We start from the raw sequence: 23,828 nt of genomic DNA, 5'->3' as shown, positions 1-23,828 counted from the left end.
TGTGCCGGGCACGTCCAGTGGACTCGGTTGGCCGGGTGAGCCCGGTCCCGAGAGCCTCGAGGGTGTCGGCTGGCCGGATTTGGGCGTGTCGCGGCACCGGATGACGGGCAGGACCCGGCCGCTGGTTGAAAGGATGGCCATCGTGACCCAGACCCCCCTTAACCCCGGCGATTCGCCGCTGGTACGAGAGGCACTCAGCTCCGTGGTTTCACGTGAAACATCTGCGACTCAGACAGCGGACACCGTAACGCCGGGTGACGACTCCTGGCCGCGCCCGTCCAAGACTCGCATCATCGCCGTTGCCAACCAGAAGGGCGGTGTCGGCAAGACCACGACGTCGGTGAACCTCGCTGCCGCCCTGTCGATGAACGGCGAGCGCGTCCTGGTCGTCGACCTCGACCCCCAGGGCAACGCGTCGACCGCCCTTGCCACCGAGCACCGCGGTGATGTCCCCGATGTGTACCAGGTGCTCGTCGATGACCTCCCGATGGCCGACATCGTCAAGGCCGTGCCCGACATGCCCGGTCTGTACTGCGCGCCCGCGACCATCGACCTGGCGGGAGCCGAGATCGAGCTGGTCTCCCTCGTGGCCCGCGAGGCCCGGCTGCGGCGGGCGCTGACCGCCTTTGACGCGGTGGAACTCGACTACATCATCATCGACTGCCCGCCGTCGCTCGGACTGCTGACCGTGAACGCGCTCGTGGCGGCCGACGAGGTGCTCATCCCGATCCAGTGCGAGTACTACGCCCTCGAAGGACTCGGCCAGCTGCTCAGGAACGTCGACCTGATCAAGGCGCACCTCAACCCGACGCTGAGCCTGTCGACGATCGTGCTGACGATGTACGACGGGCGGACGCGCCTGGCCTCCCAGGTGGCCGAGGAGGTGCGGGCACACTTCGGGGACACGGTGCTGAACACGGTGATCCCGCGGAGCGTGCGGCTGTCCGAGGCGCCGAGCTACGGGCAGTCCGTGATGACGTACGACCCGGGGTCCAGCGGGGCGATGGCGTACATGGACGCGGCGCGGGAGATCGCTTACCGCGCGGTGAGCGTCTGACGGGCCACGCGGACAGGGGAGTCCTTCAGCATGAGGGCTCTCCTCGCCGCCGGCCGTACTGGTTGGCGCGCTCTGCTCCTGGCCTGCACGGCTCGACAGCCGCGCTCCGCGCCTACCTGGGGCGCTGCCGCGGCCGCACACTTCGCGCGCTTCACATCGGGTAGCGCACTTCCCGCGCGTTCCATGCGCGCGCCGTACACAATCCCTGCCTACGCCGGACCTGCATCCGCATCAGTTTCAGGCGCCCTTCCACGCTTGCCTGTGCCCCGCGTCGGTCCCAGTTCCACGTCGCCCGGACCCCGACCCGCCTCCATGGCCTCAGGCTCGGCACGCCCAGGCCCCGCCCGCCCGGTCCCACTTCCGCGCCCGTCCAGCGCCCGTCCAGCCGCGCCAGACACCGCCTCTACGCCGCCGAGCCAGGGCATCCCGTCTGCGTCATCTGGCCGCGCCAGGCACCGCCTCTACGCCGCCGAGCCAGGGCACCCCGTCTGCGCCGTCTGGCCGCGCCAGACACCGCTTCCACGCTTGCCGGTGCCCGCATCGGTCCCGTTTCCACGCCGCCCGCGCTAAAGACCCGGTTCCGCGCCTCCCGTGCGGTCCGTGCCAGACGCCGCTTGCGCGCCTGCCTGAGCCCGCGCTGGGCGCCGCTTGCGCGCCGCGCCGGGGTCCCCGCCAGACGCCGCTTCCGCGCCTCCCGTGCGGTCCGGGCCAGGCGCGGCTTCTACGCCGTCCGGCTGCACCGGGCACCGCTTGTAGCCTGCCTGAGCCCGCGCCGGGCGCGCGGCTCCCACACCTGCCTGCCGTCCGTCCCAGACGCCGCTTCCAGGCCCATCGGTCGCACCGAGCGCTGCTTACGGTCGGTCCTGCCTGGGTCCACGCTGGGCGCCGCTACCGCGCCTGGAACGCCTGACGGCCGCCTTCCGCGGCAATCGGCGGATGGACATCAGGCCCGCGAGAAGCCCGACCACAGGGCATCCCTCGCTCGTCCCATCCCCGAACCCCATCCAGCCCGATGACCGCGTGTGGGGCAACCAAGGGGGACCAGGAGGGGCCAAGGGGGACCGATGGCTCCCGGCTTGCGGGTGACTGCCCCAATCGCGTCCACTCCCCGGTCAACTCTTCACCGACGCCACACCTCTGTGCCGTTCCGGTTCCGGTTCGGGTGGGATGTGGCAAACCCGACCGAACTGCGTGTGGCGAGCGGGCACTCCGACACGCTCTCGACGGTAACCTCTCCAGAAGCGACAGGAGCGGCCGGGTGGATGAGGAGACGCAGTGAGTCAGCAGCGGCGGGGACTGGGCAAGGGACTCGGGGCGCTCATCCCGACCGGCCCGATCGTTGACGGCACAGGCGCGGTGCCATCCACGTCCGCTTCCCCTCAGGAAGCGGGCCCGCAGCCCATCGCCGGGGCGTACTTCAGGGAGGTCGCCCTCAGCGCCATCACCCCGAACCCTCGCCAGCCACGCGAGGTGTTCGACCAGGAGCGCCTGGACGAGCTCGCCGCCTCGATCAAGGAAGTCGGCCTCCTCCAGCCGATCGTCGTACGAGCCGTGGGCGCCGGCAGCTACGAACTCATCATGGGGGAGCGCAGGTGGCGCGCCTGCCACCTCGCCGGGCTCGACCCCGTTCCCGCCATCGTCAGGAACACCCAGGACGACGACCTGCTCCGCGACGCCCTGATCGAGAACCTCCAGCGCGAGCAGCTCAACCCCCTTGAAGAGGCGGCCGCCTACCAGCAACTCCTCGACGACTTCGGCGCCACCCACGAGCAGCTCGCCCAGCGGGTCGGCCGGTCACGTCCGCACATCACCAACACGCTCCGCCTCCTCAACCTCCCGCCCGATGTCCAGGTGCGAGTCGCCGCCGGGATCATCACGGCCGGGCACGCCCGCGCCCTCCTCACCCTCGACGACCCGCGCGCCATGGACTACCTCGCCAAGCGCATCGTCGCCGAAGGGCTCTCTGTCCGGACGGTGGAGGAGATCGTCGCGACCGGCGGCGCCAAGGCGGCCGGCACCGAACCCCGATCCCGTACGGCGAAGCGCCCGTCGATGCCCGGACTCGTCCGCCTGGCCGACCGCCTGTCCGACCACTTCGAGACGAAGGTGAAGGTGGACCAGGGGCGTAGGAAGGGCCGGATCATCGTGGAGTTCGCCACGATCGACGATCTCGAGCGCATCATCAGCGCGATGGCTCCCGAGGCGGCCCAGGCGATGCGCGACGGAGACGGGGAGTTCTAGCTTCGCGTTTCACGTGAAACAACGGGAGGTCGGCTGAAGCTGGCCTCCCGTTTCACGTGAAACACCCGTCGCGCCGACCGCTGTGCCAGTCCCCGGCGACCTGCACGCCACCCAACGTCGGCTCCTCGCTCGCACCCAGCGTCGGCTCCTCGCCCGCGCCAATCGGCTCCTCGCCCGCACCCAGCGTCGGCTCCTCGCCCGCGCCAATCGGCTCCTCGCCCGCACCCAGCGTCGGCTCCTCGCCCGCGCCATTGCCGGCTTCTTACCCACGCCAGTCGGCTCCTCGCCGCACAGCCGCATCGTCCGCGTGCTCGCAGCACCAGGCGGCTGCGCACTGCACGAGCGCCATATTGAGCTCCCCGTGTCGTGCTGCCCAGCGGCCAATCGCGCCGCGCTGCTGTCAGGCAGCCATGGTGTCGTGCCGCTCAGCGGCCAGCCTCCGACGACCATGGACGGCGTGATGCCAGAGCGGCCCCACCTTGCCCAGCAACCATGGCGTCATGCCAGAGCGGTCACCTTGCCCGACGACCATGGGGTCGGGACTCGGGCGGCCATCGTGTGCGGTGACCTCGATGGCAGCCCAGGCGGCACCTTGCCTGACGACCATGGCGTCGGGCCTTGCGCGGCCATCCCGTGAGACGGACGACCACGGCGTCTGCTCCGGCGGCCCTGTGCGGCGGCCCTGTGCGGCGGCCCTGTGCGGCGGCCCTGTGCGGCGGCCATGGCGTCTGCTCCGGCGGCGATCTTCTCCGGCGCCCATGGCGATGGGCCCCAGGCGGCTACCTTGCGTGGCGGTCATGGCATGGTGTCAGCCCCAACGGCCATGCCATCCGGCGGCGATGGCACTCGGTGGTGGTGACTCCCGGCGGCGGTGACTCCCGGCGGCGGTGGCGCCCGGTGGTGGTGGCGCCCGGCGGCGGCGACGCCCGATGGCGGTGGCGCCCGGCGGCGGCGACGCCCGATGGCGGTGGCGCCCGGCGGCGAAGGCGCCCGGCGGTGGCGCCCGGTGGTGGTGGCGGCCGGCGGTGATGATGCTGTGCTGCCCAGAGGAACACCCTGCCCTGCGGTCATGCATGGTGACGGCCCCGGGGACGCCGTCTTGCGTGGCGGTCATGGCGTTGGGCCTGAGCGGCCTCTCCTGCCCGGCGGCGATGGCGCTGTGCTGTCTCTAGCAGGGAACCCCCTCCGGGAGCGACGGCGCCGTGCTGTCCTGCGAGGGCTCCGCCTGGCGGCGATGGCGCCGTGCTGCTAGCGAGGGTCTCTCGCCTGGGGCGATGGTGTGCTGGCTGTGCGGCATGATGCCCGCTGGGCGCCCTGCGGGCGTGCCCCTACGCCTTCGAGGTCGCAACGCGGCTACGCCTTCGAGGACGGCAACGCGGCAAAGGGGCGGCCGTCCCAGCCACGCGTGCCGCGGGTGCGCATCCGCCGTGCCGCAGTTACGCAGCCGCTTCGGTTGGCAGGGGTCGGTGCGGTGGGATGAGTCAACGGTGGGATGGAGTCAGCGGTGGCGTGGAGTCAGGGGAGTCCTATTCAGCCACGCGCTGATGGCACAGGCCCGCACGGCAGACCGGGCACTGGATGCGCCGAGCCGTGCCTGCCGTACGGACGAGGACGGGCAGGAGGGGCGGAGTGTGCAGCGGTCGGCGTGGGCGTTGACAGTGGCCATGGTGCGGCACACGGCGTAGTCGCGTATTCGACTGCCTTCCGGTCGGTCGCCGAGATTGCACACCGTCATGTCCCACGCTTCACGTGCGCGTCGTTTCACGTGAAACGGTCTCGTTCGGGGACGGGCGCTGTTTCACGTGAAACGGCCGAGCACGCGCACGCGAGGGGAGGGTGAACAGCGGCACGCTGCGTTTCACGCGCAACCAAACGGGGCTGCCGGTTTCACGTGAAACCAACAGCTTCAGCGGCGACAGCGATGCCTCCTGAGGGAAGCCCGGCGACGAGGACGCCTCCCGCCGCGGCGGGCACGGTCTCGCGATGCAGGCGTAGCGCTGTACGGGGCCAGCCGTCCCGCTTCACGTGAAACCGATGCCGCAGGGCAACCTACAGGCACCCCAGGCGCTATCAAGTTTCACGTGAAACTCAGGCGGTGGCGGGTCGAGGGATCGGGGGAGTGTGCCTGCGGCCAACCGGTTTCCATCGGAACCGTTGGCACTTGATGAAGGCGGTGCGCGGTCAGGCGGTCAACGCGCTCCTGATGTCGCGGACGAAGTCGTCGACCTGCTCGGGCGTCGTGTTGAAAGCGGTCATCCAGCGAACGACCCCCGTTTGCTCGTCCCACACGTGGAACAGGTACCGCTCCTGAAGCGCCCTGGTCGCCTTCTCCGGGAGGGCGGCGAACACCGCGTTCGACTCCACGGGGTAGGCGAGGTCGACGCCGGTCAGCCCCGCCACCCCCGCGGCGAGCCGAGTGGCCATCGCGTTGGCGTGGGCGGCGTTGGCGCGCCAGAGCTCGTCCGTGAGGAGCGCCGACAGCTGCGCCGAGACGAAGCGCATCTTGGACGCCAGCTGGAGCGACTGCCGCCGAAGGAACGGCACGCCGCGGCTCAACGACGGTTCCAGCACCACGACGGCCTCGGCGGCCAGCGCGCCGTTCTTGGTGCCACCGAGGCTGAACACGTCGACTCCCGCGTCGGTGGTGATCGCCCTCAGGGAGCAGCCGAGATGTGCCGCCGCGTTGGCGAGGCGGGCGCCGTCCACGTGGAGGAAGAGTCCCGCCTCGTGCGTCGCCTCGGCGAGGGCGGCGATCTCGTCGGGGGAGTAGCACGTGCCGAGTTCGGTCACCTGCGAGATGGAGACGACCTTCGGCTGCGACTCGTGCGGGTTGCCGAGGCCGCCGAGGCGAGCGGTGATGTCCTCCGGGGTGAGCTTGCCGTCGGCGGTTGGAACGGTGACGAGCTTGACGCCGAGCAGCCGTTCCGCGGCGCCCGCTTCATGGGTGGCGATGTGGGCGGTGTCGGCGCAGATGATGGCGTCGTACCGGCCGAGCATGAGCGCCAGACCGACCATGTTGGCGCCGGCGCCGTTCAGCACGGCGAAGCCCTCGGCGGCGTCACCGAACTCGGTCCTGATCTGACTCTCGAAGACGGCGGTCGCCGCGTCGCCACCGTACGCGGGGGCGTCGCCGACGTTGGCCGCGGAGATGGCGTCGAGGATCGCCTGGTGTACGCCGGCGTGGTTGTCGCTGGCGAAGCTCTTGGGATACAGGGAGTCGTTGAGCACATCGCCAGGCTAATGAGCCGGTGTCATCTCGGTGCACCGAGCTCTTCAGCGCCGGCGGTCGAGGGCACGGTCACTGGTCAGCAGGATGTTGACCGGGGCCCCCGATTTCTGCCGAGCCGCCTCGGGTCTCGCGCGCGAGGGCGAGGGCGGCCTCGAACTGGGGACGGACCCGGATGCGGGGGCTCAGCGGGCCTGCTGCGTGTCTGGCGATCGGCGCCAGGAGGGCCGCGCGTTAGGAACCCGCGGAGGTGGGGCGCACCCGAGGAACGCACACCGGATCAGCGGGTGACGCGGCTCGCGGAGTACTGCGGAAGGTCGAACGGCGGCAGAAAGTGGGGCGGCCTGAGGAGAGCGCACGGAACCATCCGGGCGCGGTGATGGCCGGCGTGCTTGAAGGCAGCACATGGTGGTGTGCTCACGGAACAACGCGAACGGGCCCCACAGAGCGGCGCTCTGGCATGCCTGCAGGGGCAGGGCGGGCCGGAGGGTCAGGGGGGCGAGGCGAGGGAAAGGTCAGGGGGTGGTGGCGCGCTGGGCGGCACGCTCGAGGAGGGTGCGGCAGAGCACACCAAGGTCCTGTCCGGCGGCCTCCACCGCCATCGGCAGCAGCGACGTCTCCGTCATGCCGGGGGCGACGTTCACCTCGAGGAAGTGTGGCAACCCGTCGGCGTCCACGATGAGGTCGGTACGGGAAACGTCCCGCAGTCCCAGGGCGGTGTGCGCGGTGACGGCCATCTCGGCGCACGCGGCCGCGGCGTCGGGGGAGAGGCGGGCGGGGGCGAAGAACTCGGTGTGCCCGGCGGTGTAGCGGGCCGCGTAGTCGTACACGCCCTCGTCGGGGACGATCTCGACCGGCGGCAGCGCCACGGGCCCCTCGCCGAGGTCGACGACGGACACCGACACCTCGACGCCGTCCACGTAGCGCTCGATCAGCGCCGTGTCACCGTACGCGAAGCAACCCACCATCGCCGCCGGGAGCTCCTCGGCCGTCCGGACGAACGACGCTCCCAACGCCGAACCGCCGCGCGCGGGCTTGACGAACAGCGGCAGGCCCAGGCGGTCGACGATGCGCGCCAGCACGGCCGAGGCTCCGAGGTCGTGGAACGTCTCCTTGGGCAGCGTCACCGAGTCGGGCGTGCGCAGACCGACCGACCGGACGACCGCCTTCGCCGACGGCTTGTCGAAGGCGACCCTGCACGCGTCCGGGTCCGCGCCGACGTAGGGGACGCCGAGCAGTTCGAGCACGGAGCGAATCGCGCCGTCCTCGCCCGCCCCGCCGTGCAGGGTGACGAACACGGCGTCAGGCCGGTCCGCGAGCACCGCGGGGACCAGCGAGGCGTCGGTGTCCCTGGTCTCGACGTCGATGCCGGTCGCGCGCAGGACCTCGCTCACCCGCCGCCCCGAACGCAGCGAGACCTCCCGCTCGTAGGACAGTCCGCCGGCAAGCACGAGCACGTGACTCAGGTCGCTCATCAAAACCCCTCCGCATGTCGCCGGCGCCGCACGATGTTCCACCGTACCCGTCCCGAGCGCCGCCCGTTCGCCCTCCTGTGCCCTCGGATCATCCCGTACGGCACGCCGCCCCACGCGCCTCCGCAGTCACCGCTGACCGCCCGTCCAAGGGACGCTCCTCGTGCGCACGTGGCCGGCCGCCGCAACGGCGAACCGACAAACGGATTCCACACCTGGCCACCCGGAAAGCGAAAAGCCGCCCAGCCGGACGCCGCGCCTGGACGGCCGAGGGAGAACGGGGAGCCTCGACGGCCGCGGGAGAACGGGGAAGGGAAGCAGGGCCGGCCGGTAGGCGCGTCTGGCCGTTCAGCCACGGCCAGGACCGAACCGCCAAGCCCACAGGCGCAGTCGGACCGCCAAGCCCACGGGCCCACCACGCCCAAGCCCACGGGCCCACCACGCCCACAGGCTCACCACGCCCACAGGCTCACCACGCCCACAGGCTCACCACGCCCACGGCCAGGATCGGACCGCCAAGCCCACGGCCGGTAGCGCGTCTTGCCAGGGGCCACGGGCGGAATCCGACCGTCGAGCCCCTCGACCTCCCGCTCCGCAGAATCGCTCTCCTGCAAGAAAGTGAAACAGCCGGCACCCCCCGAACGGGGTGCCGGCCGTACCACTGGATGAGCGGATCTCAGGCCAGATCAGGTCCGGGCGTGTCCACGCCGTGCGGGGCGGGAACGGACCCGGTGCCGAACGTGTCGCGGAGCTGGATCTCCTGTTCGATGACCCCGGCGAGCCTGCGCACCCCTTCCCTGATCCGGTCCGGCTTCGGGTAGCAGAACGACAGGCGCATGTGCCTGGCCCCGCTGCCGTCGGAGAAGAACCCGGTGCCCGGCACGAACGCCACTCGTTCGGCCACCGCCCGCGGCAGGATCGCCTTGGAGTCGAGCCCTTCGGGGAGGGTCGCCCAGACGAAGAACCCGCCTCCGGGGCGGGTCCAGGTGACGCCGGGCGGCATCAGCGATTCCAGCGACGTGAGCATGGCGTCGCGGCGGTCCCGGTAGAGCTCGCGGAACGACTTGATCTGCTCGCGCCACGGCTGGGTCGCGAGGTACTGCCCGACGGCGAGTTGAGTGAACGTCGAGTGGGACAGGACCGCCGACTCCATCGCGAGGACGAGCTTGTCGCGGATGGCGTGCGGGGCGAGGGCCCAGCCGACGCGGAAGCCGGGGGCGAGCGTCTTGGAGAACGACCCGAGGTACACCACTCCGTCGGGATTGTCCGCGCGGAGGGTGCGCATGGGGTCGCCGTCGAACCCGAGCAGGCCGTACGGGTTGTCCTCGACGATCAGGATCCCGGCCCGCTGGCAGATGTCGAGCACCTGCTGGCGGCGGGCGGTGTTGAGCGTGACGCCGCCAGGGTTGTGGAAGGTCGGGATCGTGTAAAGGAATTTGATACGGCTTCCCGCGGCGCGCAACGCGTAAATCGTCTGCGCGAGCGATTCGGGAATGAGTCCCTGGTCATCCATCGCGATATGGACAACTTTCGCCTGATATGCGGCAAATGTTCCCAGTGCGCCGACGTACGAGGGACCTTCGGCGAGCACGACGTCGCCCGGGTCGATGAAGATGCGGGTGATCAGGTCGAGCGCCTGCTGCGAGCCGACGGTGGCCACGACGTCGTCAGGGCTGGCCTCGATGCCCTCGAGCCGCATGACCTCGCAGATCTGCTCGCGCAGGTGCGGATCGCCCTGCGCGGAGCCGTACTGGAGGGCGACGGGGCCCCGGCGCGCGACCAGGTCGGAGACCAGCTCGCCCACGACGTCGAGGGGAAGGGCCGTGACGTACGGCATGCCGCCGGCGAGCGAGACCACCTCGGGCCTCGACGCGACGGCGAAGAGAGCTCGAATCTCGGAGGCGACCATCCCGGTAGCTCGTGCCGCGTACCGATCGACATAGGCGTCGATGCGCGACCCTTGGGTCACGGGCGTCCGACCGTGATCCGTCTCTTCTTCCGTCACGGTCCACCTCCTAGGTGTCAAATGGGGGCCGAGAGACCAGAGTACGTCAAAGCCGTGACTCGCCCTCGACCGGGAGAGTCCTCTGGCGAATGCGCCTCTGAGCTACGATGCCAGCTGAGGACGCGGTAATCGCGCGCTTTTCCGCCAAGCAACGATTGGGGCAGAGTTGTCGCGTCGGCTGGCCAATGTCACCCTGGACAACCTGGATGATCTGCCGCGCCGGTGCCGGCAGTGCGTCTTCTGGGAACTCGACCCCGTCAGCGGGGAGCGGGCGGTGAAGACGGGCGACCCGGGCCTGGAGAAGGAGGCCTGGATCTCGGCGACGCTCCTCGAATGGGGCAGCTGCGGAAAGATCGTCTATGTCGACGGGGTGCCCGCCGGATTCGTCCTGTACAGCCCGCCGCTCTACAGCCCGCGGTCGGTGGCGTTCCCGACATCGCCGGTCAGCGCGGACGCCGTCCTGCTGATGACCGCCCACATCATCCCCGAGTTCTCGGGCGGCGGGCTGGGGCGCATGCTCATCCAGGGAGTGGCGAAGGACCTGACGCGGCGCGGGGTGCGGGCGATCGAGGCGTTCGGCGACCTGAAGTGGGAGGAGCCGAGCTGCGTGGTGCCCGCCGAGTACCTGTTGTCGGTGGGGTTCAAGACGGTTCGCCCGCATCTGCGGTTCCCGCGGCTGAGGCTGGAACTGAAGACGGCCATCTCGTGGCGTGAGGACGTCGAGGTGGCCCTGGAACGCCTCTTGGGCTCCATGACCCCGGAGCGCGCCCTCCGCCCCGTCTGACGCGCTTCTGGGGCCGCTCGCACGGCGACGGCCTCGGCCGCGCCCTTCACCGCCCGGAACCGGCGGGGGCACGCACGACCGACGGCTTGGGCCACGGCCACCACGGTTCCCAGACCGGCGGTGATCCCCCGCACGGCCAGGTGTCCCCGGTCGGCTGGGGCCTCCTGAACGGCACAAGCGACGGCTCTCACCCTTGACCATCCCCCGGCCGGCCGGTCCCCCGAAGGGCGTCCGTCGAGCGCGGCCGCGACCGCCACACAGGCCGGTCGGGGGGCCACGTCGTCAAGTGTGGCCGTGATCGTCCCTGGTGTGGCTGGGATTACCTGGAGGCCGGGGCTGCCGCGTCGTGTGGGGTCGTGATCGTCCTGTGCGTGGCTGAGGTTCCTGAAGGGCGTGGGTCGCGGGGTCGGAGGCGGTCCCGACCGTCCTGGGTGCGGCGGGGGTTCCGGAACGGCGGGGTCGCGGGGGTGGCGTGCGGCCGTGATCGCGGTGTGGCTGGGGTTCCCGAAGAGCCTAGGTCTCGGAGTCGAGTGCGGCCGTGATCGTCCCCGGTGCGGTCGGGGTTTGCTGGAGGACGGGGTTGCTGCGTCGTGTGGGGTTGTGATCGTCCTGTGCGTGGCTGGGGTTCCAGAGGACAGGCGTCGCGGGGTCGGGTGCGGTCGCGGCCGTCCCCGGCGCGGCTGGGGCTCCTGAAGGGCGGGTGTCGCGGAGTCGCGTGCGGCCGTGATCGTCCCTGGTGGGGGTTTCCCGGAGGGCGGGCGTCGCGGGGTCGGATGTGGCCTGATCGTGTGGCCTGATCGTCCCGCGCGTGGCCGGGGTTCCGGGAGGACAGGGGGTCGCGAAGTCGGGTGCGGTCGCGGCCGTCCCCGGCACTGCCGGGGTTCCGAAGGGCGCGGGCCGCGGCGTTAAGTGCGGCCGTGATCATCCCTGGTGTGCCTGGGTTTCCTGGAGGCGGGCGTCGCGGGGTCGGGTGTGGCCTGATCGTCCCGCGCACGGCCGGGGTTTCCCGGAGGACGGGGCGCGGGGTCGTGTGCGGTCGCGGCCGTCCCCGATGTGGCTGGGGGTTTCCGAAGGGCGGGGGCTGACTATGCCGGGGTTCCGAAGGGGGGAGCCGTGGCGTTAAGGCGGCCCTGATCGTCTCCGGCGTGGCTCGGGGTGCCTGGAGGCGGGGCCGAACGTGGCGGAGCGATGTCCGTCCCTCCAGGACAGCCGCACGCAGGAGCCTCCCGCGCGGCGGACGCGACGTGTGGGACGACGCCCCCGACAACGACCGAGCCCCGAGGGTCGGTCGACTCCCGGGGCTCGGTGACGAGTACGGCTAGATGATGCCGTCGAGCTCGCGCAGCAGCATGGCCTTCGGCTTGGCGCCGATGATCTGCTTGACGACCTCTCCGCCCTTGTAGACGTTCATGGTCGGGATCTGGAGCACACCGTAGTCGCGAGGCACGTTCGGGTTCTCGTCGATGTTCAGCTTGACGATCTCCAGCTTGTCCCCGTACTCCTTCGAGATCTCCTCGAGGATCGGCGCGACCTGGCGGCACGGGCCGCACCACTCCGCCCAGAAGTCGACAAGGACGGGCTTGTCGTTCTTGAGGACGTCCGCCTCGAACGAGGCGTCGGTGACTGCCTTCACAGTGGGCTCCTTCGTTAGTTCTCGTTGCTTGCGAGCCAGCGCTCTGAGTCGAGCGACGCCGAGCAGCCGGTGCCCGCCGCCGTGATGGCCTGCCGGTAGGTGTGGTCGACCACGTCGCCGGCGGCGAACACGCCGGGGATGTTGGTCTCGGTGGACGGCGAGGCCACCTTGACGTATCCCTCGTCGTCGAGCTCGATCTGCCCCTTGACCAGGTCGGTGCGCGGGTCGTGGCCGATCGCGATGAACAGGCCGTCGGTGGCCAGCTCGCATTCCTCGCCCGTCTTGATGTTGCGCAGCGTGACCGCGGTCACCTTGTCGTCGCCGAGCACGTCGGTGACCTCGGAGTCCCAGACGAAGCGGATCTTCTCGTTGGCGAAGGCGCGCTCCTGCATGATCTTGCTGGCGCGCAGCTCGTCGCGGCGGTGGACGACGGTCACCATGCGCGCGAAGCGGGTGAGGAAGATGGCCTCCTCCATGGCGGTGTCTCCGCCTCCGACGACCACGATGTCCTTGTTGCGGAAGAAGAACCCGTCGCAGGTGGCGCACCAGGACACGCCGTGGCCGGACAGTCGCTTCTCGTTCTGCAGGCCCAGCTCGCGGTAGCCGGAGCCCATCGACAGGATGACCGACTTGGCGTAGTAGGTGTCGGTGTGGGTCTTGACGACCTTGGGGTTGGCCTCCAGGTCGACCTCGACCACGTCGTCGGCGACCAGTTCGGCGCCGAAGCGCTCGGCCTGCTTGCGCAGGTTGTCCATCAGGTCGGGGCCCATGATGCCGTCGGGGAACCCGGGGAAGTTCTCCACGTCGGTGGTGTTCATGAGCGCGCCGCCCGCGGTCACGGAGCCTTCGAAGACCAGAGGCTTGAGTTCGGCGCGTGCGGAGTAGACGGCCGCGGTATACCCTGCGGGCCCCGAACCGATGATGATCACATTCCGGACGTCGCTCAACGCTCCACGCCTTCCTTCTCTGTTTGCCAGTGGCGTCAACAGATCCTAGGCGCCGCTGATTCCCACCTGCCCACAAAGAGGAAGGGCCCGCCGTGGCGGGCCCTTCTGCTTGGCGCTAGTTCCAGCTGCCCAGTGTGGGTTTGACGATGTTCTTGCACGTGAACGGGTCGACGACGTCGACTCGGACGCGCTGGGCGACCTTGTCCTTCCAGGAGGCGACGATCAGGGCCTCCTGGCCGTTGAACTCGCTCTGGTCGACCATGAAGGGCTTGAGCCTGCTCCGGTTGGACACCTTGGTGACGCAGGCGGTCACCCTGGCGTCGACGCCGCCGCCCTTGGAGGCGGGCGCGGGGCCGAAGAAGACCTGCAGCGGCTGGCGCAGGTCCTGCGAGCTCCAGTTGTAGTCGGTGTCCGTCACGACGTAGCCGAGGCTCGGTTCGGACGGCTGTGGCTGGGCCATGGTCTGCTTCGCCACAGGGGCGTCGCCGCCGCCCGCCAGGATGGTCGTTCCGACCGCCGCCGTGCCGACCACGACCGCCGCCGCGGCCGCCGCGACAGCGGGCATGGCCCATCTGCGCCGGCGTGCGGAGCGTCGGGATCGCGCTGGGACGATGCTGCCGTCGTCGGCGACGACGCCCAGCCGTACCGGCTCGGGCGGTGCCTGTCGGGTCAGCTCATCCCAGTCGGGACTTTCCACGAGGCCGACACGCCCCCCGGAAGCCTCACGAGCAAGAGCCTGGTCGATTCGCATCGCGACGCCCATCGGCATGGCCGGGGTGGGAGTCGCCGCGAGCACCTCGCGAACCGCCGCCAGGTCGGCCAGGAGCTCCCCGCAGGGGTCGCAAACCGCGAGATGTTCGCGTACCTGTTCGGCTGTGGCAGCGTCCAGGAGACCCTCGGCCAGCTCGGCCAAGATCTCCAGATCGTAGTGCGTATCACCCGTCACGAAGTTCTGCTCCCTTCGCGGATGAGACGCGAGTGAGGTCGGTTCGGTTCCGTAGATGCGAAAGAATTGGGGCAAGTTTCGCGCGACCGCGGGCGCATCGGCTCTTCACCGTCCCGCTCGGCACGGACAGCACCTGAGCTGCGTCTTCGACGGAGTAGCCCATCATGTCGACGAGGACGAGCGCGGCCCGCTGGTCGGCGGGAAGGAGTTTGAGCGCGGCCGAAACCTCCATGGAGACCTCGCGCTCGCCGGTCTGGTCGGGCATCGGGGTGTCGCGCTCGGCCGCCTCGATCAGCTCGTCGTCGGCGACGGGCCGGACGGATTTGCGGCGCATCCTGTCGAGGCAGGCGTTGACCACGATGCGGTGCAGCCAGGTGGTGACGGCCGCCTCGCCGCGGAAGCTGTGCGCCTTCCGGTAGGCGGAGACGAACGCGTCCTGTACGGCGTCAGCCGCCTCGTCGGGGTCGCCGAGCGTGCGCAGGGCGACCGCCCACATGCGGTCTCGGTGCCTTTTGACGATCTCACTGAACGCATGCTGATCCCCGTCGAGGTGCCGGGTGAGCAGCTCGGCGTCAGAGGGTGGCTCGGGTGGGGAATTCACAAGGTTTATGCCGTTCCGGGGGAATACACCACTACGTCATAGATGGTGCCACGAAACGCCCCGTCCTCCGCGGGAAGACGCGTAAACCAGATCAAAACGTACTGACCGGTTGCGGCTTCCCCCGGCGTCAGCGTGACCTTGCCCGAGGCGTCCTTCTGCTTGGCCACCGTCTTCAGCGAGCTGAGATCGGCGGAGTTGCCGACCTTCAGCTCGACGGTGGCGCCGGGGCTGTCGGACAGCGTCGCGATCACATCAGCGATCTTCGTCGGCTTCCCCATGTCGAGCATGAGGCCCACGCCCGGCTTCAGGTTACCCAGCGTGGCGCTGACGTACTTCGTGGTGTTCCAGAAGGTGTCGGGCTTGCCGTCGATGGCGTCCTTGGCGAGTTCGGGATGCTCGGCGCGGTCGTCGCCGAGCGGGTCGAAGCCGGTGGCGGTGGACGGCTTGACGATCTGCGGCTCCGCCGTCGGCGTGGGCGGCGCCGAGCTCTCGGCGACCGGCGGCTGCTGCCCCGGGTTGCCGAGCTTGCGGCCGAGCGTCCACGCGCCGACGCCCACGGCGGCGATCACCAGCAGCACGAGGAACGTCATCAGCGCCCGGTTGAGGGTGCTCGGCTGCTTCGGCGGCGCGGGCACGTAGAGCTGCTGCCGGATCTCCATCCCCTCCGAGCGGGAGGCCACGGTGGGGGCGGGCGGCGGCGGTGGCGGGGGAGCCGGCGTGAAGGGGATCGGCAGCGGCCTGGCGACGTCGGCCAGCGCCTCGGCCATCTCCGCGGGAGTGGCCAGCGCGCTCTGCCCCCTGCGCGACTCGGGCAGCACGGCCCGGCACGTGATGGTGTCGAGGTAGCCGGGCACGCCCGCGGTCACCTGGCGCGGGGTGCAGAAGTGGCCGTCGGTCATGGGGGCGGCGGGCAGCCCGCCCTCCTCCTCGTCGCCCGGCCAGTGCCCGGTCAGGCCGGCGTAGAGCAGGCGGCCGAGCCCCTCGGCGTCGTCGCGCGCGGGATCGTCGGTGGTGAGCCCGGCGAGGGCCGCGTCGACGGCGACACCGAGCACCTTGACCGTGTTGCCGGTGGTCCAGACGAGCTTGCCGGGGTGCAGGCACAGGTGGTGGAGGTCGTGCTCGTGCGCGTGGGCCAGCGCCTCGGCCGCCTCGGCGACCAGGGCGGCGGCGCGCTCGGGCTCCATCGGGCCGCCGGCCAGCAGGTCGGACAGCGAGTCGCCGGTGACCCACTCGCTCACCACGTAGGCCAGCTCGCCGTCCTCGGCGGCGTCGAACACCTGGGTCAGCCGGGGGTCGGTGAGCCTGCTCGCGGCGCGGGCGGCGGTCACCACCTCGGTGACGCGAGGGAAGTCGGGATCGAAGGTGTGCACCGCGACAGGGCGCGCGAGGATCTCGTCGATGGCCTTCCAGAGGGTGGCCCCCTCCGACTCGCTGACACGGTCCTCCAGACGGAAGCGCTCCGCGAGGCGGGTTCCTGGCTCAACCGTTGAGGCGCCGCTCATGACTCGATCACCTGCGTGACGTCCCTCCACGCAGGCACGCGATGTCGGGTGGATCCGCCCACGCCCCTCCTGCTTCCGTTTTGCCACGTGTCGGGCACCATGGTAGTGCCGCGCCGGTTCCTCCCGCGCTTCTTACTAATGAGAAACGTGGCCGCTGGACTGCCGATACGGGCGCTCAGCTGCGACATGGGAACGCGGCAGTCTGATAGCCACGTTTCTCATTAGTACCGGCCTACCCGCCCCGCGACCATTCCAACGATCGAGTTGACCTCCGGGATACGCATCTTGTGCGCGACGACCAGATACAGGGCGCCGCCGAGGCCGCCGCCGACGCCCAGAATGATCAGCGCGTTGACCGTACCCAGGATGCCGAAGGCCTGCTGGACGCCCCAGACGGCGGCGAGCGCGAGCACGGCCGTGGGCATGGCGGCGACGTACATCCTGGTCAGCGCCGAGCCGACGGTCCAGCCGCCCAGACCGCCCACGCGCCGGCTGGCCATCATCCACGCCACCGTCGCGCCGACCGTGTACGCCACGGTGTAGGCGAAGGCCAGCCCCATGACGACGTACTCCGCGGGGAGCGTGAAGGAGGCCACGAGCATGAGCACCGCGTTGACAGCGGTGGTGCCCGCGCCCACGAAAACCGGCGTCCGCGTGTCGCCGAAGCTGTAGAACACCCGCAGCAGGAGCTGGAAGATCGAGAACGGCACCAGCGCCAGGCCGAAGACCTGCAGCACGTTGCCGATGTAGACGGCGCTCTCCGAGGAGGTGTCGCCGTGGCCGAAGATCAGCACCGTCATCGCGGGGCCGAGCACCATGAGCAGCAGCGAGATCGGCACCATGACCGAGCCGACCAGCCGTACCCCGGAGGCGAACTCGGAGCGCAGCTCGTCGAGCCTGCCCTCGCCCGCCGACCTGCTCATCCTCGGCAGCATGGCGGTGATGACGGAGACGCCGATGATGCCGTAGGGCAGCTGGAAGAGCTGGAAGGCGAAGTTGTAGGCGGCGATGCCGTGGCCGGGGGCCACCTTGCTGGCCGCGGTGGCCAGGTTGGTCGTGAGGATCAGGCCGAGCTGGGTCACCACGACGTAGCCGATGGTCCAGACGCCCGCCCTGCCCATCTCGCCGAGCCTGGCGTTGCGGACGTCGAAGCGGGGGCGGAAGGAGAAACCGGCCCGCCTGAGCGAGACGATCAGCACGAGGGCCTGGGCCACGATGCCCGCGGTGGTGCCGAGCCCGAGCAGCGCCAGATCGCCCTCGGTGACCTTCGAGATGTCGCCCCTGGCCGTGCTGACGGCGATGTAGGCCAGCAGGACGCCGATGACGACCACGTTGTTCAGGACGGGCGCCCACATCGGCGCGGCGAACCTGTCCCGGGTGTTCAGGATGGCGCCGGCGATGGCCCCGACGCCGAAGAAGGCCAGCTGCGGCAGGATGTACCTGGCCAGCGAGACCGCGACCGCGAACTCCCGCGAGCCCGCCCGCCAGTCGGTGTACAGGTCGATCAGCAGCGGGGCGGCCAGGACGGCCAGCACGGCGACGACCGTGAGCGCGAGCGTAGACAGCGTGAGCAGCCGCTGCTCGTAGGCCCTGCCGCCGTCGGGGTCCTCCCGCTGGGCTCGCACGATCATCGGCACGACCACGCTGCTCAGCACACCGAGGATGAGCAGGTCGAGGATGCTGTAGGGGATCGTGTAGGCGGCCTGGTAGGCGTCGCCCATGAGGCCGGTGCCGATCGCCGCGGCCAAGATGATCGTGCGGACGAAACCGGTGACCCTGGACACCAGCGTGCCCGCGGCCATGATGGCGCTGGCTCGCAGCATGCGGCTCATACGCGCTCGCTCTCCCTAGATTTCGCCGTCTTCGCCACGCGCCGCTCCGACCTGCGCCTGAGCACTCGCATCACCACGGCCGCCAGCATCACCGACAGCGCCCCGCCGACGATGACCAGCGCGATCTGGGTGTAGCCCGTCGTCCTGATCGTCAGCTTGGCGGGCTTCTGGTAGGCCTTGCCGTCCAGAGTGCGCAGCTGGATGGTGACGAGCGAGTCGCCGCTCACCTTGACCCGCATCTTCACCTGGATCGTGCCGCTCTGCCCCGGGCCGATGTCGAGCCGCTGGGGCTTGCCGTCGCTGACGATCTCCAGCAGGTCGGTGGAGTCGGAGGTGACCTGCACGGTCAGGGAGACCGGTTCGTCGCGCCCGTTCTTCACGCTGACGGGGATCTGGCCCTCCTGGCCGGCCAGGGAGCGCGTCCTGCCCTGCGCCGAGCCGGTGATGTAGACCTTCGCGAGGCTCTCGCCCACCTTGGCCTCGACCTGCTTGGCCTCCCTGGCGCCGATGCCGGACTTGACCCGCCAGGCCGAGGAGGTCAGCCGCAGCACCGCCGTGTCGAAGGCGGACGGCGCGTGCTCGGAGGTGATGCCGGAGGTGAGCGCGGCCTTGCCCGCGACCCGCCTCACCGACTCGAGGTACTTCCTGCTCAGCTCGGCCTTGCGGTCGGCGTCGGTGTAGGTCAGCCCCGCGCGCGGGGCGGACGCCTTGGTCTGCTTGATCGAGGTGAGCGGCACGCCGGTGAGCCACGGCAGGCCCGCGGCCGTCTTCAGCAGGTTGGTCACGTGGGTCGGGTTGGGGTTCCAGCGGCGCGGGGGCGCCACGACGAGCGACCGGGGCGCGCTGACGCCCTGCTCGCCGGCGATCATCGCGGTCTCCGCCACGAACCGCTGCTTCTGCAGGGTCGACGAGCCCGGCACGCCCTTCTGGAGCTCCAGCGTGCGGCTCAGCCCCGGGTCGGCGACCAGCGCCCTGACGGGCCCCGAGACGCTGTCGATCGTCGTCGCGGCGTCGGGCGTGACCGCGGGGGGCACGGTCAGGGCCGCGTCGGCCGTCGGGTTCGGCCGCGCGCTCGTGGTCAGGTTGTCGGCGTCCAGCAGGACCGTGGTGACGCCGCCGACGGTCAGCAGGTCGAGCGCGTCATCGTCGATCTTGCCCGCCGGCGGCCACGCGGTCGCGGTGGGCACGTCCCGCTTGAGCAGCGTCCTGGCCTTCGCGGCGCTGATCGTGATGGCCTTCGCGGTCTCCTCGTCGAGCCCCTGGTGCGCCAGCGCCGTGACGTCGGGGTCCGCGTACGGCGTGGCCACCACGTTCTGCGTGGCGAGAGCCGCCCGCAGCTCGTCGAGCCACTGGGCCGCCGCCGTGTCGCGCGGCCGCTTGATCTCGCCGCCCGCCTTGGGCCGCACCTTGTACTGCTCGCCGGCCGACATCGCATGGACGTCGTCGAGCAGGGCCGGGTCGACGAACCAGGTGACGTTCTTCGGCTGGGACTTCGCGATGCGCAGCAGGTCGGCGAGACGGCCGCTGCCGAGCAGCGAGGTGCGCAGGTTGTCGTCGATGAAGACGTCGTCGGGACCGCGGCGCGGCTGATCGATGATCGGCAGCGCGAAGGCGATCCTGTTCTTCGGCGGCTTGGCGTTCGGCGGCGCGTACGTCAGGAACGTGCGGACGGTGGTGACGGGCAGCCCGGCGTTCAGCAGCTCGACGCCCAGCGGGTAGACGCCGAACCTGGACAGGGTCAGCGCCATGGGAGTGGTCTTCAGCTCGAACGCGGCCGTGCCGCCGGGCGCGATGGCGGGCAGAGTGATCACGGAGTGGGCCGCGCCGTAGTCGGAGACGAAGCCGCCCGCCAGGTACTCCTCCATGGCGGCTCTGCTCGAGAACGGCTGCCGGGCAGGGCGCAGCCGCATCATCGGGGCGGCCAGCGGTGTCGTGCCGGTGTTGGTCAGCTTGCCGATGACCTTGATCTCGTCGGCGGGCTTGCGCGGCACGTCCGGCGTGATCGACTCGATCGTCACCCTGACCTGCTGCGCCGTGACGGTGGCGGCGGCAGCCGTACCGGCCGGCGTCACGACGAAGGCGGAGAGCAACGCCGCGATGAGGACCGGGAGCAGCGTGGTCTTACGGATCACGCTTCTGCCCGTGGAGGAGTTCGACGCACGCCGCCATGGTACGGGCTCAGTGCCGGAGCGCGACCGCCTCACGGGTTCCCCTGGGACGGATCAGGCCGAGGTCCACGGTCTTGCCGCGGACGAGTCGCAGGAGGTCGAGGGCGTGCAACCGCAGTGCGGTGTGGCGCTCGCCCGTCGGCGTGAAGACGAGGCCGCCGTCGGCGGGGATCCGCTCGTCCACAAGGACAAACAGCTCGAGAGGGAGCAGGAGCGGACATACCAGTCCGGCCGCGTAGTCGGTGGACGCGTTGATCGCGAACGCCGGCGCCGGGCTGACGTTCGTCGAACCCAGCAGCAGACCCACCGTGTGGGCGGTGGGCAGGTCGGCGACCGTGGAGACCACGGCCACCGCCTCGCGGCCCAGCCTCGAGTGGCGCTCGAACACCGTCACGGCCACGCACCGCCCGGGTGCGGACGAGGTCGCCGAGGGCAGCTCTTCGGCGCACGTCATGGGGCGCGGAAGGCGTACGATCTCATGATGGACCTGGTGTGCGAGGAGCCAGCGGTGGATCGCGAGGGCGTCCTTCATATATACGCTCCTTGCCTCGTTCCATGGGCCCCCGACGGTCTCTGACCGACGGTAACCCGGACCCGGTGTGGCTCGGGGGATATGTTCCGCAATAGAAGGACCTACCCAGCTTGTCCGACTCAATAGAGATCTCCCGCAAAATCGCTCCCGTCGCCAACGAACTCGGCGAGCTCTTCGCCGCCCGCGGGCACGAGCTTGCCCTGGTGGGCGGCTCCGTGCGCGACATCCTGCTGGGCCGTATCGGCAACGACCTCGACCTGACGACCGACGCCCGTCCCGAACGGGTCCTGGAGATCGTCAGAGACTGGGCCGACTCGGTCTGGACGATCGGCATCGACTTCGGCACGATCGGCGTGCGCAAGGGCGGCTGGCTGCTCGAGATCACCACCTACCGCAGCGAGTCCTACGACCCCAAGTCGCGCAAGCCCGAGGTCATGTACGGCGAGACGCTCGAGGCCGACCTGGAGCGCCGCGACTTCGCCGTCAACGCGATGGCGGTGCGGCTGCCGGGCCACGAGTTCGTCGACCCCTACGGCGGGCGGGACGACCTGGCGGCCAGGACGCTGCGCACGCCCAGCACGCCCGAGCAGTCCTTCGGCGACGACCCGCTGCGCATGCTGCGCGCCGCCCGCTTCGCCGCCCAGCTCGGCTTCACGGTCGCGCCGGAGACCGTCGCCGCGATGGCCGCGATGAGCGACCGCATCGAGATCGTCTCGGCCGAGCGGATCCGCGACGAGCTCGACAAGCTGGTCTGCGGCGCGATGCCCCGGGAGGGCCTGCGCCTGCTCGTCGAGACGGGGCTGGCCGCGCACGTGCTGCCCGAGCTGCCCAGGCTCCGCCTGGAGATCGACGAGCACCACCGCCACAAGGACGTCTACGAGCACACGCTGATCGTGCTCGAACAGGCCATCGCCCAGGAGGAGGACGGCAAGCCCGACCGGATCCTGCGCTGGTCGGCGCTCATGCACGACGTGGGCAAGCCCAAGACGCGCCGTCACGAGCCCGGTGGCCGGGTCTCCTTCCACCACCACGAGGTGGTGGGCGCGCAGCTGACCAAGAAGCGGATGGCGGAGCTGAAGTTCCCCAAGGACGTCGTCGCCGACGTCTCCCGCCTGGTGGAGCTGCACCTGCGCTTCCACGGCTACGGCACCGGCGAGTGGACCGACAGCGCGGTGCGCCGCTACGTGCGCGACGCGGGCCCGCTGCTCGAGCGCCTCCACAAGCTGACCAGGGCCGACTGCACCACGCGCAACAAGCGCAAGGCGCAGGTGCTCTCCCGCACCTACGACCAGCTCGAGGAGCGCATCGAACGGCTGGCGGAGGAAGAGGAGCTGGCGAAGATCAGGCCGGAGCTCGACGGCAACGAGATCCAGCGCGTCCTCGGTGTCGGCCCTGGCCCTGCCGTGGGCAAGGCCTACAAGTTCCTGCTGGAGCTGCGCCTCGACAAGGGCGTCATCGGCAAGGAGGCCGCCACGCAGGCGCTGCTGGAGTGGGCGGGGGAGAACGGCTTCTAGCGGGTCTACAGAGTCTGGGGAGAGCGCGTCGGCGTGACGATCCGGTAGATCACCGCGCCGAGCACGTAGCCGACCGCCATGATCGCGACGGCTACGAGGGACTTGCCGTTCGCCGGCAGGATCGCCGCCGACAGCGCCGCCGCCAGCACGTACATGCCGTTGAACAGCATGTCGTAGATCGAGAAGGCCCGGCCCAGGTAGGCGTCCTCGACGTCGCGCTGGACGCTGGTGTCGGCGCAGATCTTGACGCTCTGCCCGGTCACCCCCAGCACGAAGCCGCCGATCCACAGGCCCCACGGCTGGAACGGGATGATCAGGATCGCGCTCAGCACGCCCGCGGTGACCAGCATGGTCGGCACCCAGCGCTCGATGGGCATGCGCTCGGTGGCCCACGGCGTGATGACCACCGCGAGGAAGTAGCCGAAGCCCGAGGTCACCAGCACGATGCTGATGCCCGACAGGGCGGCGTCTGCGTCGCCGTCGGTGAAGTAGTAGCGGTAAAGGATGATGCCCATCGCCGTCGCCATGCCGTACATGAAGCGGTGGGTGGCCATCGCGCCCATCGCGGCGGCGGCCGCGCGGTGGTGGATCAGGTGCCTGGCGCCGTCGACGAGACCGCTGACCACGTTGCGCAGGGCCTCGCGCGCCTGCGGCCGGTCCGGGTCGTAGGAGGGGCCGAGCAGGGACCGGTGCATGGTGCGGGCGATGAGCGCGCTCAGCCCGAACACCACGCCCGAGGTGACCAGCAGCAGCGCGGTGCCGCCGGGGCCCGCCCCGAACACCCAGCGCAGCACGATGCCGAAGCCCGCGCCGACGAAGGTGACGACAGTGCCGGAGGTGGGCGTGACGGCGTTGGCCATCATCAGCTGCTCCCTCGGCACCACGTGCGGCAGCGAGGCGCCCAGCGCGGCCAGGAAGAACCGGTTGACGCCCAGCACGCCGAGCGCCGCCGCGTAGAAGTACTCGTCGGGCAGGCCGGCGGCGACGAACGCCGCGGCGACCAGCAGCAGCCCGCCGCGCACGATCGGCGCGACCACCAGGATCTGCCGCCGCGACCAGCGGTCGATGAAGACGCCCACGAACGGACCGAGCACGCTGTACGGCAGCAGCAGCACGGCCAGGCCGATCGCCACCTGGAGCGCGGTGGTCTGCTTCTCCGGGCTGAAGAACGCGAAACCCGCGACGCCGAACTGGAAGATCCCGTCGGAGAACTGCGAGACCAGGCGGGTGAAGAACAACCGCCTGAAGTCGCGCCCCTTCAGGACCGTTTGGAGATCGGCGGCATAAGACACGACGCAAGCCTAGCCTTCGCCCCACGTCCGGACATCGGGGTCGACCCTGAGATACGTCACGTGACAGGTGGGTAAA

Annotated in this window: 16 protein-coding genes; 4 read left to right on the top strand and 12 right to left on the bottom strand. The window is 70.3% G+C overall.

Features of this window, described 5'->3' with window-relative positions; all coding sequences use genetic code 11:
- Positions 1 to 133: 133 nt before the first annotated feature.
- Together ACWDLG_RS04935 and ACWDLG_RS04930 are read left to right on the top strand one after the other, a co-directional pair.
- Positions 134 to 1,057, top strand: coding sequence for a ParA family protein (locus tag ACWDLG_RS04935; protein WP_449916032.1), 924 nt, complete (start codon positions 134 to 136; stop codon positions 1,055 to 1,057).
- 1,275 nt (positions 1,058 to 2,332) lie between these two features.
- The gene (locus tag ACWDLG_RS04930) at positions 2,333 to 3,298 is read left to right on the top strand and encodes a ParB/RepB/Spo0J family partition protein (RefSeq protein WP_449916031.1); all 966 of its coding nucleotides are present in this window, start codon (positions 2,333 to 2,335) and stop codon (positions 3,296 to 3,298) included.
- A 2,181-nt stretch (positions 3,299 to 5,479) separates the two neighbouring features.
- Here the strand turns inward: ACWDLG_RS04930 and ACWDLG_RS04925 are convergent.
- The 3 genes from ACWDLG_RS04925 to ACWDLG_RS04915 all read right to left on the bottom strand — a co-directional run bounded on the left by ACWDLG_RS04925 (position 5,480) and on the right by ACWDLG_RS04915 (position 9,905).
- Positions 5,480 to 6,526, bottom strand: a complete 1,047-nt coding sequence (locus ACWDLG_RS04925; RefSeq protein WP_449916029.1) for a threonine aldolase family protein — start codon at positions 6,524 to 6,526, stop codon at positions 5,480 to 5,482.
- A 513-nt stretch (positions 6,527 to 7,039) separates the two neighbouring features.
- Positions 7,040 to 7,999 carry a D-alanine--D-alanine ligase family protein gene (locus ACWDLG_RS04920; protein ID WP_354919265.1) on the bottom strand — a complete coding sequence of 320 codons (960 nt, stop codon included), beginning with the start codon at positions 7,997 to 7,999 and terminating at the stop codon, positions 7,040 to 7,042.
- A gap of 673 nt (positions 8,000 to 8,672) precedes the next feature.
- Positions 8,673 to 9,905 (bottom strand): aminotransferase-like domain-containing protein, encoded by a 1,233-nt coding sequence (locus ACWDLG_RS04915; protein WP_354919306.1) that lies wholly within the window; start codon positions 9,903 to 9,905, stop codon positions 8,673 to 8,675.
- A 262-nt stretch (positions 9,906 to 10,167) separates the two neighbouring features.
- Between ACWDLG_RS04915 and ACWDLG_RS04910 the strand changes: the two genes are divergently transcribed.
- Positions 10,168 to 10,785 (top strand): GNAT family N-acetyltransferase, encoded by a 618-nt coding sequence (locus ACWDLG_RS04910; protein WP_354919262.1) that lies wholly within the window; start codon positions 10,168 to 10,170, stop codon positions 10,783 to 10,785.
- Positions 10,786 to 12,103: 1,318 nt separating this feature from the next.
- On the opposite strand, the gene trxA is transcribed toward ACWDLG_RS04910, so the two are convergent.
- The 8 genes from trxA to ACWDLG_RS04870 form a co-directional block, all read right to left on the bottom strand.
- A complete protein-coding gene (gene trxA / locus ACWDLG_RS04905; protein ID WP_312895737.1) occupies positions 12,104 to 12,418 on the bottom strand; it encodes a thioredoxin in 315 nt (104 codons plus the stop codon).
- Positions 12,419 to 12,432: 14 nt separating this feature from the next.
- Positions 12,433 to 13,365, bottom strand: coding sequence for a thioredoxin-disulfide reductase (trxB, locus tag ACWDLG_RS04900; RefSeq protein ID WP_354919259.1), 933 nt, complete (start codon positions 13,363 to 13,365; stop codon positions 12,433 to 12,435).
- 115 nt (positions 13,366 to 13,480) lie between these two features.
- Complete coding sequence (locus ACWDLG_RS04895; protein WP_449916024.1) at positions 13,481 to 14,311, bottom strand: anti-sigma factor family protein; 831 nt, start codon at positions 14,309 to 14,311, stop codon at positions 13,481 to 13,483.
- A complete protein-coding gene (gene sigM, locus ACWDLG_RS04890; protein ID WP_354919254.1) occupies positions 14,301 to 14,912 on the bottom strand; it encodes an RNA polymerase sigma factor SigM in 612 nt (203 codons plus the stop codon). Before sigM ends, ACWDLG_RS04895 begins: the two co-directional genes overlap by 11 nt.
- A gap of 5 nt (positions 14,913 to 14,917) precedes the next feature.
- Positions 14,918 to 16,414: a protein kinase family protein gene (locus ACWDLG_RS04885; protein WP_449916021.1), complete on the bottom strand. Its 1,497-nt coding sequence runs from the start codon at positions 16,412 to 16,414 to the stop codon at positions 14,918 to 14,920.
- Positions 16,415 to 16,635: 221 nt separating this feature from the next.
- Positions 16,636 to 18,246, bottom strand: a complete 1,611-nt coding sequence (murJ, locus tag ACWDLG_RS04880) for a murein biosynthesis integral membrane protein MurJ (RefSeq protein WP_449916018.1) — start codon at positions 18,244 to 18,246, stop codon at positions 16,636 to 16,638.
- Positions 18,243 to 20,378, bottom strand: a complete 2,136-nt coding sequence (locus ACWDLG_RS04875) for a DUF6049 family protein (RefSeq protein WP_449916016.1) — start codon at positions 20,376 to 20,378, stop codon at positions 18,243 to 18,245. The genes murJ and ACWDLG_RS04875 overlap by 4 nt, the downstream gene beginning before the upstream one ends.
- Positions 20,379 to 20,424: 46 nt before the next feature.
- Positions 20,425 to 20,946 (bottom strand): YbaK/EbsC family protein, encoded by a 522-nt coding sequence (locus ACWDLG_RS04870; protein ID WP_449916014.1) that lies wholly within the window; start codon positions 20,944 to 20,946, stop codon positions 20,425 to 20,427.
- A 110-nt stretch (positions 20,947 to 21,056) separates the two neighbouring features.
- Between ACWDLG_RS04870 and ACWDLG_RS04865 the strand changes: the two genes are divergently transcribed.
- Positions 21,057 to 22,460, top strand: a complete 1,404-nt coding sequence (locus ACWDLG_RS04865) for a CCA tRNA nucleotidyltransferase (protein WP_449916012.1) — start codon at positions 21,057 to 21,059, stop codon at positions 22,458 to 22,460.
- A 5-nt stretch (positions 22,461 to 22,465) separates the two neighbouring features.
- On the opposite strand, the gene ACWDLG_RS04860 is transcribed toward ACWDLG_RS04865, so the two are convergent.
- Positions 22,466 to 23,752, bottom strand: a complete 1,287-nt coding sequence (locus ACWDLG_RS04860; protein ID WP_449916010.1) for an MFS transporter — start codon at positions 23,750 to 23,752, stop codon at positions 22,466 to 22,468.
- Positions 23,753 to 23,828: the final 76 nt, after the last annotated feature.

This window comes from Nonomuraea sp. NPDC003727 (assembly GCF_053586935.1).
Note: the sequence above shows the minus strand (reverse complement) of the source record. Positions and strands in the feature narration are given on the sequence as shown.

Coding starts and splice junctions, on each gene's coding strand:
- ACWDLG_RS04885 (WP_449916021.1), bottom strand. CDS start 16,414: ATGAGCGGCGCCTCAACGGTTGAGCCAGGAACCCGCCTCGCGGAGCGC.
- murJ (WP_449916018.1), bottom strand. CDS start 18,246: ATGAGCCGCATGCTGCGAGCCAGCGCCATCATGGCCGCGGGCACGCTG.
- ACWDLG_RS04915 (WP_354919306.1), bottom strand. CDS start 9,905: ATGGTCGCCTCCGAGATTCGAGCTCTCTTCGCCGTCGCGTCGAGGCCC.
- ACWDLG_RS04870 (WP_449916014.1), bottom strand. CDS start 20,946: ATGAAGGACGCCCTCGCGATCCACCGCTGGCTCCTCGCACACCAGGTC.
- ACWDLG_RS04920 (WP_354919265.1), bottom strand. CDS start 7,999: ATGAGCGACCTGAGTCACGTGCTCGTGCTTGCCGGCGGACTGTCCTAC.
- ACWDLG_RS04935 (WP_449916032.1), top strand. CDS start 134: ATGGCCATCGTGACCCAGACCCCCCTTAACCCCGGCGATTCGCCGCTG.